Source organism: Halobaculum magnesiiphilum (assembly GCF_019823105.1).
Taxonomy (GTDB): Archaea; Halobacteriota; Halobacteria; order Halobacteriales; family Haloferacaceae; genus Halobaculum; species Halobaculum magnesiiphilum.
This window is the reverse complement of the sequence record NZ_CP081958.1, coordinates 1,744,496-1,757,578: the sequence shown is the minus strand read 5'-3', so window position 1 is coordinate 1,757,578 and position 13,083 is coordinate 1,744,496. Positions and strand designations below refer to the sequence as shown.

Annotated in this window: 13 protein-coding genes; 5 read left to right on the top strand and 8 right to left on the bottom strand. The window is 68.8% G+C overall.

Annotated features, from left to right (window positions below):
* Positions 1 to 41 precede the first annotated feature (41 nt).
* The 3 genes from K6T50_RS08840 to K6T50_RS08830 all read left to right on the top strand — a co-directional run bounded on the left by K6T50_RS08840 (position 42) and on the right by K6T50_RS08830 (position 3,386).
* Positions 42 to 1,097, top strand: a complete 1,056-nt coding sequence (locus K6T50_RS08840) for a DUF7504 family protein (RefSeq protein ID WP_222606262.1) — start codon at positions 42 to 44, stop codon at positions 1,095 to 1,097.
* 96 nt (positions 1,098 to 1,193) lie between these two features.
* Positions 1,194 to 1,886: a metallophosphoesterase family protein gene (locus K6T50_RS08835; RefSeq protein WP_222606261.1), complete on the top strand. Its 693-nt coding sequence runs from the start codon at positions 1,194 to 1,196 to the stop codon at positions 1,884 to 1,886.
* A gap of 111 nt (positions 1,887 to 1,997) precedes the next feature.
* Entirely contained in the window at positions 1,998 to 3,386 is a 1,389-nt protein-coding gene (locus K6T50_RS08830; RefSeq protein WP_222606260.1) for an NINE protein, read from the top strand.
* Positions 3,387 to 3,492: 106 nt separating this feature from the next.
* Here K6T50_RS08830 and K6T50_RS08825 read toward each other — a convergent pair whose 3' ends face one another.
* Complete coding sequence (locus tag K6T50_RS08825) at positions 3,493 to 4,716, bottom strand: MFS transporter (RefSeq protein WP_222606259.1); 1,224 nt, start codon at positions 4,714 to 4,716, stop codon at positions 3,493 to 3,495.
* 174 nt (positions 4,717 to 4,890) lie between these two features.
* Positions 4,891 to 5,331, bottom strand: coding sequence for a DUF2391 domain-containing protein (locus K6T50_RS08820; protein WP_222606258.1), 441 nt, complete (start codon positions 5,329 to 5,331; stop codon positions 4,891 to 4,893).
* A gap of 179 nt (positions 5,332 to 5,510) precedes the next feature.
* Between K6T50_RS08820 and K6T50_RS08815 the strand changes: the two genes are divergently transcribed.
* Entirely contained in the window at positions 5,511 to 6,692 is a 1,182-nt protein-coding gene (locus K6T50_RS08815) for an aspartate kinase (RefSeq protein ID WP_222606257.1), read from the top strand.
* A gap of 100 nt (positions 6,693 to 6,792) precedes the next feature.
* The gene (locus K6T50_RS08810) at positions 6,793 to 7,380 is read left to right on the top strand and encodes a DUF7090 family protein (protein ID WP_222606256.1); all 588 of its coding nucleotides are present in this window, start codon (positions 6,793 to 6,795) and stop codon (positions 7,378 to 7,380) included.
* A 48-nt stretch (positions 7,381 to 7,428) separates the two neighbouring features.
* Here K6T50_RS08810 and K6T50_RS08805 read toward each other — a convergent pair whose 3' ends face one another.
* The 6 genes from K6T50_RS08805 to K6T50_RS08785 all read right to left on the bottom strand — a co-directional run bounded on the left by K6T50_RS08805 (position 7,429) and on the right by K6T50_RS08785 (position 12,139).
* Positions 7,429 to 8,292, bottom strand: a complete 864-nt coding sequence (locus K6T50_RS08805) for a DUF7089 family protein (protein WP_222606255.1) — start codon at positions 8,290 to 8,292, stop codon at positions 7,429 to 7,431.
* 1 nt (position 8,293) lies between these two features.
* Positions 8,294 to 8,383: a hypothetical protein gene (locus K6T50_RS19285; RefSeq protein WP_425600880.1), complete on the bottom strand. Its 90-nt coding sequence runs from the start codon at positions 8,381 to 8,383 to the stop codon at positions 8,294 to 8,296.
* A gap of 181 nt (positions 8,384 to 8,564) precedes the next feature.
* Positions 8,565 to 10,076, bottom strand: a complete 1,512-nt coding sequence (locus K6T50_RS08800; protein WP_222606254.1) for an MATE family efflux transporter — start codon at positions 10,074 to 10,076, stop codon at positions 8,565 to 8,567.
* Between the two features lie 366 nt (positions 10,077 to 10,442).
* Positions 10,443 to 11,099, bottom strand: coding sequence for a Zn-ribbon domain-containing protein (locus K6T50_RS08795; RefSeq protein WP_222606253.1), 657 nt, complete (start codon positions 11,097 to 11,099; stop codon positions 10,443 to 10,445).
* A 3-nt stretch (positions 11,100 to 11,102) separates the two neighbouring features.
* The gene (locus tag K6T50_RS08790) at positions 11,103 to 11,498 is read right to left on the bottom strand and encodes a DUF2073 domain-containing protein (protein WP_222606252.1); all 396 of its coding nucleotides are present in this window, start codon (positions 11,496 to 11,498) and stop codon (positions 11,103 to 11,105) included.
* A complete protein-coding gene (locus tag K6T50_RS08785; protein ID WP_222606251.1) occupies positions 11,498 to 12,139 on the bottom strand; it encodes an Era-like GTP-binding protein in 642 nt (213 codons plus the stop codon). Before K6T50_RS08785 ends, K6T50_RS08790 begins: the two co-directional genes overlap by 1 nt.
* Positions 12,140 to 13,083 lie beyond the last annotated feature (944 nt).

Genomic DNA, 13,083 nt, shown 5'->3' with positions numbered 1-13,083 from the left:
TTCGCGTATATTTATCCGACAGCGTGTTGTACTCCGTCCCTATGACTGGAATTAACGGCTCGGTCGCCGAATCCATCGGCGACGCGTCGACGGTGTTGCTCGTCGCCCCGGCGGACTCGTGTACGGACGAGACGGCGTGCACGGAGTTGCTCACGCGCCACAGCCCGCCGCACCCGAACGTCATCTGCGTGACGCTGAACAAGGGGCCGGACGACAGGCTCGACGTGTGGCACCGGTACGTCGGGGAGGAGCTGCCGGACCGGGCCGCGATCCTCGACGCCCGGCGCGAGGGGAGCGGGGAGGGCGCGACGGCCGTCTCGTCGGTTCCGTCGATCAAGCTCGAAACGCTCCCCGAGGACGCCGAGCTGTTGGATCTCACCGCCACCATCGCGGCACAGGTCGGCGCGTGGAGCGACACCGACCACCGGACGCAGCTGTGTCTGGACTCGTTGAACGTTCTGGTGGACCGGTACGCCGCTCAGGACGTCGTCGACCTCGTGCGAGGACTGAACACCCTGTGTGCGGATCTGGACGTGTCCGCGCACCACCACGTGAACCCGGACGACTGTCCGGAGTCGATGCTCGCGATGCTCCGGCCGCTGTACGACGCCGTCGTCGAACGCGACGGGGACGGGTGGACCGTCTCGACGGCCGATTCGTCCGCGGATCCGTCCGCCGGCCCGTCGTTCCGGCGGACCGTCGACGGCCGATCGGGAGGCTCGTCTCGCGACTCCGATCCCCAGGACATCGTTCCGCTGCCGTACTCGTTCGACACGGTGCTGGAGTTGGTCAACAACCCGATCCGGCGGATCGTGCTGTACGAACTGAAGTGTCGGTCCGGCGACGAGATCTCGTTCGACGAGTTGGTCGACGCGGTCGGCAAGCGATCGGGCTCGGTCCACGCGGGGAAGCCGGACGGCACCGAACGGCTCGCGCTTCAGCTCCGGCACACGCACCTTCCGAAGCTGCAGGAGCGGAACGTGGTCCGGTTCGATCGGCACACCGGGACGGTCTCCTATCGGTCGAACCCCGCGCTGGAGGCGCACCTCGAGTGTTTGAAGACGCTCGAACTGGGACGGGACCCCTGTCGCGGCTGAACGCGCATCCGGATCCGTGCGATCGCGTGAGCCGGTTCGCGGGCGGGTGACGCGTCCGCCGCCGGAACTACTACGCCCGAGTCCGTGTTCCATGACGTGCGACTCGGGCTCCTCTCGGACGTTCACGGCAACCGGATCGCGCTGGAGGCGGTGCTCGACGACATGCCGCCCGTCGACGGGCTCGTCTGTGCGGGCGACGTGGTCGGGTACAACCCCTGGCCCGCCGAGTGCGTCGCGGCGGTGCGCGAGCGGGCGATCCCGACGGTACAGGGGAACCACGACCGGGCGGTCGCCGCCGGGTCGGCGCCGGGGTTCAACGCCATGGCCCGCGCTGGGGTCGCTCACGCGCGCGAGGAACTAGATGGCGAGGCGCTCGCGTGGCTCGCCGACCTGCCCGCGCGGCGGACGGTCGCCGACGGCCGCGTCGCCGTCGCCCACGGGCACCCCGACGACCCGGATCACTACACTCGACCGGGGGAGTTCGCCGGCGGCCTGATCGGCAGCGCCGCCGACCGCCTCGGCGTCGAGGGGGACGACCTCGACGCGCTCGTTCTCGGGCACACCCACGTGCAACACCACGGCGTCTTCCACGAGGGGGTGGTCGTGAACCCCGGGAGCGTCGGCCAGCCGCGCGACGGCGATCCCCGGGCCGCCTACGCGGTCCTCGATCTCGACGACCGGACGGTCGAGGAGTGCCGCGTCGAGTACGACGTCGACGCCGTCGCGTCGGCGGTCGCGGACGCCGGACTTCCCGAGCGGATCGGGAGCCGCCTCGCCGAGGGACGGTGAGCGGTCGGCCCTCGACGTGCCGGGGACGGCGACTGGTCATCCGTGTCAGCTCGTCGCGGGGGCCGTTCGTGTCGGGGAATTAAGACCGTCCGACGGGATCGGCAACCACGAATGGACTGGATGGACCAGAACCTCCCCGACGACCTCGCGATCGCCGTCGTCAACGAGACGGGATCGCGGACGACGGCGAACGTGGGCTGTCGGGCGGACGGGGACGTCCTGTTCGTCGATCGGGTGACGCTCGATCCCGGAGCCCGGCGCGAGTGGTCGGAGTCGGTCGCCGGCCCCGTCGAGATCGGCGTCCAGGTCAGGGGCGGCCCGGAGGCGACCGAGCGGTTCGATCCGGCCGGCGGGTCCGGCCGCGTGTCGGCGACGATCGCCGCGGGCTCGATCTCGTTTTCGACCGCCGGCGGTCGGGGCGCGGCGGGGGGGACCGGTACGGCCGGAACCGGCGGCAGCGTCGACTCGTTCGCGGCCGCCGAGACGAGCGGCGGTGACTTCGGCGGCGGGAGCGGGGGCGACGGCGGCACCGTCGGCGACGACCGCGACGACGGCTGGGGGTTCGGCGACGACGGACCCGACGCCGGCGACTCGTGGGGCTTCGACGACGCGACGACCGGGGAACGTGCGGGCGGAGCGGACGATAGCGTCGCCGAGTCCGGCGACGTCGACGGCGTCGACACGTCCACGTCGACATCGCGGTCGGGAGCGGATTCGGGAGCCGCCACCGACAGCGGCTGGGGCTTCGGCGACGACGAACCTGACGAGGGCGACGAGTCGAACACTGGCGGCGACACCGCAGAGCGATCGGCGACTGCGGACGCGGACACCGATACCGGCCCGTCGGAGACGGCCGACGCCGCGACGAGTACCGACGGCGAACGCGGGGACTCCCGACGGGAGTCCGACGCCGGCGCGGATACTGCCGCCGACCGGCGTACCGGCACCCGAGGGTCCGAAACCGGCGATCGTCAACCAGACGGGGAGCCGTCCGAAGCCGATCCGGAACGCGGTTCCGGCGACCGCGGGGTCGACAGCGGCGGATCGTCCGGTTCGGCGGACGCGACGGCGGACTCCGGAGGGGCCGAACCTGCCCGGAATGACGGAGAGAACCGGACCACCGAGGCGACCGCAGCGGGCGCCAGCGGTCGGGCCGACGATACCGGCGGAGGGTCGAGTCCGACCGCCGGCGCCGGCGAGATGTACTGCTCCAGTTGCGGCTCCGTGATCAAGGAGCAGGCGGAGCTCTGCCCCGAGTGTGGGGTTCGCCAGTCGGACACGTCGGCGTCCACGTCCGGATCGAAGGACAAGACCAGCGCGGCGCTGCTCGCCATCTTCCTCGGGTTCATCGGTGCTCACCACTTCTACCTCGGGAACACCGGTCGCGGGATCCTCTACCTGCTGCTGTCGTGGACGCTCATCCCCGGAACGATCGCCCTCATCGAGGCGGTTATCTACCTCACGAAGTCCGAGGAGGAGTTCCAACGGAAGTACGGCTGATGACGGCGTTCGCTGCAGGTGGCGCGGTGTCAGTGTCCCACAGCGATCGATCTCCCGTGGACCCGATCCGAAGCGCGCGGAGCGGCCACCCCGGAACCGCGCCGACTCACGACGCCGCCGCGTCGGGCGACACGGTTCTGACCGGGCGCACGCCGATCCAGAGGAGTCCGGCCGCCAGCGAGACGACGACGCCGGTCGCGGAGAGGAACGTCAGCGGGCCGACCGTCTCCGCGATCCGTCCGCCGAGCACGTTCGCGGTGCCCGAGATCAGCGTGAGCACCATCGAGACGCCCGACAGCACCGTCGCCCGTCCCACGTCCTCCACCCGGTCGTTGATGTACTCGGTGCGAACCGGGCGGGTGATCCGCTGGAGGCCCCGTCGGAGGAACAGCGCCGGAACGAGCAGCGCCGGAACGACGGCGAAGGCCCCGTAGGCGACCGCGACGACGGGGACGAGGAGGAACAACACCCCGCGGGTTCCGAGCCGGTCGTGGACGGCGCCGGTCAGGCTCGACGCGACCGCCGAGACGAGCTTGAATCCGGCGTACAGCGCCCCCAGCCCCGCGACCGGGACGCCGACCGACCGCATCGCCGGCTGTTCGAACACGCGAGTCACCGAGAACACGAGGTTGAACAGCGCCGCGTACGCGACGACCCAGCGGATCGACGGACGCGAGAGCTGCTCGCGGAGGACGCGTGCTGCCTCGCGGACCCCGATCGGCGACGAGTCCGGGCCAGTATCGGCGGGCTCGTCGGGTCGCCCCACCTGATCGGCGTCGACCCCTCGCGTCCGCGGAAGCGTGAACAACACCGGGAGCCCGAGGGCGGCAAGCCCCGCGTTTGCGAAGAACGGAAACGTCGGGTCGACGGTGTACAGGAGGCTGGCCGACAGCGCCGCGGCGGCCGAGACCAGCCGGAGCGCCGAATCGGCCCGGCCGGTAACGCGGGAGAACTCGTCCTCGCCGCCGCGGGTCGCGAGCAGTTCGTACAGCCACGCGTCCGCGGTCCCGGTCTTGAGCGTCCACGCGACCGCCCACAGCCCGTAGACGACGGCGAACCCGAGCGTCGAGTTCGCGAGCGCGAACCCCGCCATCACGGCGACGGTGACGACGCTCCCGAGCGCGAGCGACGCCCGACGGCCCAGTCGGTCGCCCAGGTAGCCGGTCGGCAGCTCCCAGACGACCATCGAGAACAGGAACGTCCCCTGCACGAGGCCGATCTCGGGGAGCCCGAGCCCCCTCGACTCCATGTAGATGACCGAGACGGGGATGTAGAAGCCCGACGACAGCGACGCGCGGTAGAGGTAGTAGCGGCGGACCAGCGAGACCATATCGGAACTACTCGAAGCGCCGAGAAAGGCGTTCTCGGAAGCTGAGTTACGTAGTTGGGATTACTGAAAGCCGCTTCAGCGGCCGTCGAAGGGAGGACGCGGAGTCAGGTCGGTGAACGCAAAGTCGGGGCGGAGGGCGCAGAGTCGGGACGGAGGACGCAGTGTCGGCGCGACTCAGAACACGGAGTCGGCCGTCGCCGCGCCGATCACCGAGAAGACGGAGCCGACGCTCATCGCCTTCAGCGTGATGTACACCTGATCGCGCATCGGCACGGGTGGCTCGACGTGGTTCGGGATGAGCGTCGCGGGCGCGTCGAACGACAGCGCGAGGATCCCGACCGAGAGATACGAGACGGCGATGAGCGAGACGAACCGCAGCGGCACCCCGCCGACCTCCGCCTCGCGGTCGGGGTCGCGGTCGTCGTCGGCCTTGTACAACGCCCCGTAGCCGACCGCGAGGACGATCCCGACGGTCACGGCCGCCTGATACCACGACATCCCGACGGCGAGCCCCCACACCTCGTCGGTGACGACGAACGGCCCCGCGAGCAGGAAGCCGCCGACGATCTGTTGGGCGGTGTCCGCGAGGGCGAACCGCCGGCTGCGTCCGACCATGTCCGCCCCGTCGCGGCCGGGAGGGAAAAACTCCCCGCGAGCGTGGGGGCGGCGAACGCCGCGCGACCGGCGACCCTTGCGACAGAGGACAGCGTTAAACGCGAACCGGTGTTATCCGGCGGCATGAATCGCGGAGAATCCGACGTACGTTCACCGGGCGGACACGAGGTGCGGTCGTAATGCGGGTCGTCGCGAAGTTCGGCGGCACCTCCCTCGGCTCGGGCGACCGGGTCGAGCGGGCCGCCGACTCGATCGCCGCGGCCGTGGAGTCCGGCCACGAGATCGCCGTCGTCGCGAGCGCGATGGGGTCGACGACCGACGACCTCCTCGACGAGATCACCTTCGAGGTCGGCGACGAGGACCGCGCGCAGATCGTCTCCATGGGCGAGCGCACCTCCGTGCGCATGCTGAAGGCCGCGCTGAGCGCCCGCGGCGTCAACGCCGTCTTCCTCGAACCCGGCCGCGACGACTGGCCGGTCATCACCAACGAGGTCGGCGAGGTCGACGTGGAGGCGACGAAGGAACGCGCGGCCGCGCTGGCCGCCCAGATGGACGGCGTCGTGCCGGTCATCACCGGCTTTCTCGCGCAGACGATCGACGGCGACGTGACCACCCTCGGCCGCGGCGGCTCGGACACGACCGCCGTCATGCTCGGCAAGTACATGGACGCCGACGAGGTCGTCATCGTCACCGACGTGGAGGGCGTCATGACCGGCGACCCGCACGTCGTCGAGGGCGCGCGCAACGTCGCGAGCATCACCGTCGACGAGCTGCGCAACCTCTCGTTCCGCGGCGCCGAGGTGATCGCCCCCTCGGCGCTCGTGTACAAGGACGAGGACCTCGGCGTCCGCGTCGTCCACTACCAGCACGGCGACCTCCTCGGCGGCGGCACCCGGATCGAGGGGAGCTTCGAGAACCTCATCGACATGCGCGAGGATCCCCTCGCGTGCATCACGGTCGCCGGACGCGCCATCCGGAACCGTCCGGGGATCCTCGCGGACCTCTCGGAGGCGCTGCGCGACGAGGAGATCAACATCGACGCCGTCGCCTCGGGGATGGACTCCGTGACGTTCTACGTCGACACCGAGGTCTCCGACCGCGCGGAGGCGGCCCTGCACGACGAAGTCGTCGTCGGCGACGGCTCGCTGTCGTCGGTCAGCACCGAGGGCGACTACGCCGTCATCCGCGTCATGGGCGGGGAGCTCCCGAACCGATCCGGCGTCGTCTCGGACATCGTCGGCCCCATCGCCGAGGCGGGGATCAACGTCCACGACATCATCACCTCCGCCACCTCCGTCGCGATCTTCGTCTCCTGGAACGACCGCGAGGAGGTCCTCGAGATCGTTCAAGGCGAGTTCTGAGCGGCTACTCGTTCGAGCCGATTCCGATCGGGACCGGGTAGGGCCGGATGGGGCCGGTCCGCCCAACGAAATTTAAGTTTACGCGGCCGGAGTCTCGGGCATGGATTACACGCTCGCCGTCGGCGACGTAGACACGACCGTTCCCGGCGGGACTGGAGTCCTTCTGCTCCACCCGAGCATCGGCGAGACGGACCGCATCGACACCGACTTCCTGAAGGCCGACACCGACAACTTCCTCGTCGTCTCCACGCGAACCACCGCCCGGGAGGTCGAACAGAAGCTCGAACACTACGACGTGGACGAGTCGCGCGCGGAGATCCTCGACACGATCTCGGTCGAACGCGGGTACTCGCGACGCACCGCCGACCACTTCCGGTACGTCTCCGCGCCCGACGACCTCGACGGGATCGTCGAACAGGTCGAGGGCTTTCTCGCGGCCCACGCCGGCAAACGCCGGATCAGCGTCGACTCGCTCACGGAGCTCGCCTACTACGCCGACGTCGACGGCGTCCACGACGCCACGAGCCGAATGCTCGATCTGCTCGCCGAGTACGACGCGGTCGGGCTGTTCCACCTCTCGCGGGAGGTCCACGACGACGACGAGATCCGGCGCTTCCGCGAGCTGTTCGACGTGGTGATCGATCTCACCGACGACGGCGGCGTGGCGGTCGAGCTGCCGGGGGAGTAGCAGCCAACGGAGTACCGGCGCGAACTGAACGTTCGTCTGGAAGGAGGACTACTCGCCGAGCTTCTCGAACGTTTTCTCGGCCCATCGGACCGCGTAGTCGGCGCCGTGGTCGCGGTAGGCGGCGGTGTCGAGCGCCGAGAACGGCGCCGGAAGGTCGAGGTCGTGTTTCACCGCCGCGCAGGCGTACTCCGTCGCCGCGGTAAACGAGAGGTCGCCGTGGGCGACCTCCGCCGGAAGGTTCTCCAGACGGTCGACGAGGCGGTCGCCGGCGTCGGCCCACGCGGCGTGGATCTCGGGGTGGGCGGTAGCCCCGGCATCCGCGTCGGCGGCGGCGTCCGCGTTGCCGTCGGTGCCCGTATCGCCATTGCCGCCGGCGTCCGCGGCCCAGCCGGAGAACTCCTCGCGCGACTGGATGCCGACCCAGGCGTCGAACAGCGCGGCTGCCAGTTGGTACGTCTCGTTGGGGCCCAGCGGCGTCGCCGCCGCGAGGTCTCGGTACGACTCGCCGAAGAAGGGGAGGAAGTGCTCGGGAACCTCAAGCGACAGCTCGACGAACGCCTCGGACAGCAGGAACGCGAGGAAGTCCTCGGGCGTTCCCTCCGCGCGCTTCTTCGCGATGACCGTCGGCGGCGTCGTCTGCCGCGTCCACACGACGGTGCCGTCGCCGGGCATCCCGATGGTGAAGTCCGACCCCGCATATCGGCGGAGCTGTGCCGGCGCGTCGTCGGGCAGCCATTCCCTCGGGTACGCGGCGGGATCGAGCGCGTCGACCAGCAGGCCGAGCTCCTCGGCGGCTTCCGGCGGAAGCGTCTCGAAGTCCGCCCCGGCGTCGAGGACGACGCTGTCGGGTGCGTACGCCTCGCGGACGGCCTCGACGGGCGGGGTGAGCGTTCGTCGCTCGAAGCCGGCCATCTTACCCGAACGCGAGAACGAGGATGATGCCGACCGCGAGGACGGCCGACACGCCGACGGTACCGAGCACGATCTTCGTCGCCTTGCTCATGCCTCGACGTGGCAAGGCGTGGTGCATAAAGGCTTCATTCCGTCGCCGTCAGCCGACGGCGAGCCGCGCGGACGGACACGAAGCGACGGTCCCGCCGGCAGGTCGTTCACTCCGCGTTCGCCATCGCGTCGTCGGTCGCCATCGGCGAACGGGACGTCAATCCGCATCGGCGAACGGGCCGTCAGTCCGCGTCCGCCGACGCGCCGACGCCGGACTCGCGGGCGACGGCTTTCCACGCGTCGCTGTGGTAACGAACGAGGTTGACGGCCGCGCGGGCGTACATGTCGCCGAGGATGGCCGCGAACACCGCCAGGAGCCCGAGTCCCATCCCCGGGAGCGGGACGATCAGGGGGGCGAGTCCGACGGTCGCCGCGAGCGGGCCGGTGAACAGCGTCGCCGCGTACCCGGCCGGGAGCGCGAGCACCGCGATCGGGAGCCGGACGAAGTAGGTGCTGATGATCCCGCCGTAGAAGGGCCAGCGAGTGTCGCCGGCGCCGCGGAGGCCGCCCCGCATCGTCCGCGAGACGGCGAAGCCGGCGACGCCGAGCCCGAACACCCGGACGAAGGTGACGGTGAGTTCGAGGTTCTCCGAGCCGAACGCGGCAGCGATCGGCCGGGCGGCCAGCGCGATGAGCGCGCCGATGAGCAGTTGGGTGACGAGCGCGAGCCGGAGGGTCTGCCAGCCGTACTCGTCGGCCTCCTCGTCGTCGCCGGCGCCGATCGCCTGGCCGACCAGCGTCGAGGCGGCCGTGGAGTAGCCCCACGCGGGCATCAGCGCGAGGAGCATCACCCGCCGGCCGATGGCGTAGCCGGCGACGACCTCGGTGCCGAGGACGCCCAGCAGGAACAGGAACGGGAAGCGACCGAACGTCCGGGAGAGCCGGGTGCCGGCCAGGGGAAGGCTCACGCGGACGAGTTCGCGCGCGATCCCGGTGTCCCACTGCTTGCCGCCGACCGGGAGCCGGACGGTGTAGCGCCCCGACAGCAGCGCCCACCCGAACACGACCCCCGCCAGCGTCGTCGCGGCGACGGTGCCCCACGCGGCGCCGACGACGCCCAGTTCCGGGAACGGCCCGAGCCCGAAGATGAGCGCGGCGTTGAGGCCGACGTTCGTCGGGAGCGTGAGCAGCCGGACGTACATGGGCGTGCGGGTGTCGCCCGAGCCGGCGAGCGCGCGGGCTGCGATCATCGACCAGAAGCGGAAGCCGACGGAGTACATCACCACCCGGAGGTAGTCGCCGCCGAGGGCGATCGTCCGCGAGTCGTTGGTGAGGACGCCGATCAGCTCCTCCGCGAAGAAGTGCGTGAAGACGGTGATCGGAACCGCGAGGAGGAGCGCGAGCCACAGCGACTGTTTGATCGCGAAATTCGCCTCCGCGGGCTGGTCGGCGCCTTGAAACCGGGAGACGACGCTGATGGTTCCCGAGGTGAGCGCCAGCGCCAGGCCGAACGGGATGAAGTAGTACTGGAAGCCGAACTCCAGCGCCGCGATCGCCGCGCCGCCGGCGTACATCCCGACCATCAGGAAGTCCGCGACCCGAAGGAGCGTCCGCAGGCCGCCGGTCACCATCACCGGAACCGCGAGGTCGAACGCCTCCTCCCCCTTCCGCCGGTCGACCAGCCCGAGCGTAGCCAACAGCGAGGGGAAGGCGAACAGCGCCGATCGGAGACGCTCGCGAAGCGCGGAGAGCATCCGTGTTCGATCGGAGGTGCCGGTGGCAAGGCACTATCGGAACCAGAATCCTGCTCCGGCGGACCCGTGCGGTTCGGGTGGAGCGATGTAGTTCGGGTGGCGAGGTGAAGCGGTGCGGTTCGAGTGGGGAGGTGGGATTCGTGAGAGAGGATGCAGTTCGAGTACGGGGGAACGGTTCGCGAGAGAGGAACAGTTCGAGTGAAGGGGTAGGGTTCGGGGGGAGGGGGTGTAGTTCGAGTGGAGGAAGATACTTCGGGTGGAACGTGAAACATCCGATGAAGCGACGTAATTCGGGGAAAATCGACCGCGTCGTCCGGTTCCGAAAGGGAGTCGTTTCGAGTGGAACGGGGCGTTCGGACTTCGCGTTCAGCGGTCGTCCCAGCCCTCGGGCATCTCGATGACGTATCGCCCGTCCTCGCGCAGCGAGATGATGTACTCCTCGCGGTCGTACAGCTCCATCAGGTTCAGTTCGTACTGCCCCGGGCTGACGATCCGGATGGACTCGAACTGGTCGTTGAGCTTCTGGCGGAGCGCGTCGAGGTTCGGGTCGGCCGGTTCCTCCCCCTGAGCGGGCTCGTCGTCGGCCTGCCGAGACTCGGGGGGCTCCGACGCGGGCTCGGTCGGTTCGGCCGCCGCCGCGAGTTCGTCCGGCGAGACCACGTCCGACCGTGCGCTCGCCTGGGCGCCGTCCTCGGTGTCCGGCGCCGTCCGAGAGGAGTCGTCCGTTCCCGTCGACGGCGACGCCGAGCCGGCGTCGACCGCGCTCGACGAGGGATCGGAGCCCGTGGACGGATCGGGACTCGTCGAAGGGTCGGAACCTGCGAAGGTGTCACGGTCGGCGTCGTCACGCGATGGCGTCGAAGCGCCCCGGTTTCCGGACTCCGTCGTTTCGGGTGGACCCGAGTCCGTCGCTCCCGCAGGGCGGAACTGGAACTTGTTGCCGCCGCAGTCGGGACACCCGGAGAGCATCTCCTTGGAGCCGTCGGCGAACGTGCGGCCGCAGTTGGTACACTGGTGGGGCATCGGTTACTTCCGGGAGACGAGCGCGCTGATGAGGTCCTCGTCCTTGTGCAGCGTCTCGATCTGGTTCGCCGGCCCGATCACGGTCAGCTTGTTGGCGGTCTCCTCCTTGCCGAGGAGGCGACCGACGAGCCCCTGGTTGGGCTGCCCGCTCGTCGGGTACGTCTCGATCTCGATGCCCGAGAAGTCGTCGGGGCTGATCTCGGTCATCGTGACCTCGATGAGCTTCGACTCCTCCTCCGGAGAGAGCCCGGCCTCGAGGACGACGATGTCGCCGTCGCGGACGGAGTCGAGGATGAGCCGGATCTTCTCCATCGAGGTGAGCCCCTCCATCCGGGCGCCGCTGATCAGGTCGATGCGGACGCCGTCCTCCCCGTCTTCCGGTGTGGTCGCCTCGGGCATTATCCGAAGTACTCCGCGATCTTCTCGTACACTTCGTCCATGTTGTCCCCCTCCAGCGCCGACAGCGGCACCGTCTCGTGTTGCGGGAACGCGTCGTCGATACGCTTCACGTCCGCCTCGTCGAGGTCGACCTTGTTCGCGAAGATGAGCACCGGGAGGTCCTGGCTCTCGATGATCCCGATGAGCATCGTGTTGACCTGCGTGAACGGGTCGGTCGTGGAGTCGAGCACGTATATGACGCCGTCGACGTCCTCGCGGAGCCAGTGCATCGCCTCCGCGACGCCCTCGGTCGCCTCCCGCGACCGCTTGACGGCGTCCTCCTTCTCCATGTCGTGGTCGAGGAACTCCTTGTAGTCGACCTTCGTCGTCACGCCGGGTGTGTCCACGATGTCGATGGTGACCGTCTTGCCGTTCCGTTCGATCTCGACGTTCTCCTTCCTTCGCGCGCGACGCGTCTCGTGTGGGATGTGACTCTCGGGACCGACGGCGTCGCCGGTCCAGTCGCGGGCGATCCGGTTCGCCAGCGTCGTCTTGCCCGCGTTCGGCGGGCCGTATATCCCGATCCGTTTGGGCTCGTCGTCGGCGAAGAGCCGATCGGTGACCCGTGTAATACTGTCCCTGAGATTGGTGAGCAGACCCATCCTGGCCTCCGTTTCCCTCCGTCCCGCGTGGAGGGCGTTATCGCCCCAAACCATCCGCGCCACTTAAGCACTACGTCAGACGGGTTACGCCAGGGTTTCCTGCCGACGAACGGGTAGTACGAACAGCCAACCGGTATGTAACTGGCCGCGAGTGAACCACTGCGAAGTGGACTTGTCGCGTGTCTTGTCGCGTGTGGAAACAGGAGGCTACAGAAGGGGATACTCGCCGGTGGACCGCGATGCATCGTCGCGTGCGCGTGTCCAGTAGGGTAGGAGTACGATCGGAGTTCGGGAGTAGATCGAGAGTAGGATAGAACCGGGAGTAGGAAAGGCCGGGAATAGGATAGAACCCGGATAAAGAGAAGACCGGAATGAGAGTGGAAGTGAAGTAGGGGAGAGAGTAGTGGTTGGGACGAGACGGGACGAATCACTTCCGAAGTGGATGCTAGGAAGAACCGCTAGCAGGCGGAGATCAGGTCCGTTCGCCGAATCGTCGATACACTGTCACAGTATTCACTTACAAGACGTTCAAACGACACGAGTCGAGGTCGGATGTCACTTGTGCGGCTCGGGTGACGGGCAGCAGAGGACGGATTTCCGACCACCCCCACCCCTCCATTTCGTGTGGAACTCGTCGGACGAGGTGGGTAGGGATGTCCGCGGCGAGTTTTCTAGAACCCATACCGACCCAAACAAAATATATCTGCTAGTCGTGCGGATATTGTTAGATGGGATTTGTAATAAAGATGCCGGCATCTAGCGACACCCTCCCCCACCCCTCCGGTAGGTCGTTCCACCAGAAACGAAGGGGTGGGGGGCCGTCGAACGGGGACCGTCTCCGGGTCCTGGAACGGCTACCCGTTCGACTCATGCGGGAAGGTTTCTAGTCGAATCCAGTTACGGATCCGGTCGCCCGGCGATACGGACCGCGGTTCTCGGTGACA

What these genes read in the sequence shown, in the direction of transcription:
- K6T50_RS08840 (WP_222606262.1), top strand. Translation starts at nt 42, where the DNA reads ATGACTGGAATTAACGGCTCGGTCGCCGAATCCATCGGCGACGCGTCG.
- K6T50_RS08830 (WP_222606260.1), top strand. Translation starts at nt 1,998, where the DNA reads ATGGACTGGATGGACCAGAACCTCCCCGACGACCTCGCGATCGCCGTC.
- K6T50_RS08825 (WP_222606259.1), bottom strand. Translation starts at nt 4,716, where the DNA reads ATGGTCTCGCTGGTCCGCCGCTACTACCTCTACCGCGCGTCGCTGTCG.
- K6T50_RS08820 (WP_222606258.1), bottom strand. Translation starts at nt 5,331, where the DNA reads ATGGTCGGACGCAGCCGGCGGTTCGCCCTCGCGGACACCGCCCAACAG.
- K6T50_RS08815 (WP_222606257.1), top strand. Translation starts at nt 5,511, where the DNA reads ATGCGGGTCGTCGCGAAGTTCGGCGGCACCTCCCTCGGCTCGGGCGAC.
- K6T50_RS08810 (WP_222606256.1), top strand. Translation starts at nt 6,793, where the DNA reads ATGGATTACACGCTCGCCGTCGGCGACGTAGACACGACCGTTCCCGGC.
- K6T50_RS08805 (WP_222606255.1), bottom strand. Translation starts at nt 8,292, where the DNA reads ATGGCCGGCTTCGAGCGACGAACGCTCACCCCGCCCGTCGAGGCCGTC.
- K6T50_RS19285 (WP_425600880.1), bottom strand. Translation starts at nt 8,383, where the DNA reads ATGAGCAAGGCGACGAAGATCGTGCTCGGTACCGTCGGCGTGTCGGCC.
- K6T50_RS08800 (WP_222606254.1), bottom strand. Translation starts at nt 10,076, where the DNA reads ATGCTCTCCGCGCTTCGCGAGCGTCTCCGATCGGCGCTGTTCGCCTTC.
- K6T50_RS08795 (WP_222606253.1), bottom strand. Translation starts at nt 11,099, where the DNA reads ATGCCCCACCAGTGTACCAACTGCGGCCGCACGTTCGCCGACGGCTCC.
- K6T50_RS08790 (WP_222606252.1), bottom strand. Translation starts at nt 11,498, where the DNA reads ATGCCCGAGGCGACCACACCGGAAGACGGGGAGGACGGCGTCCGCATC.
- K6T50_RS08785 (WP_222606251.1), bottom strand. Translation starts at nt 12,139, where the DNA reads ATGGGTCTGCTCACCAATCTCAGGGACAGTATTACACGGGTCACCGAT.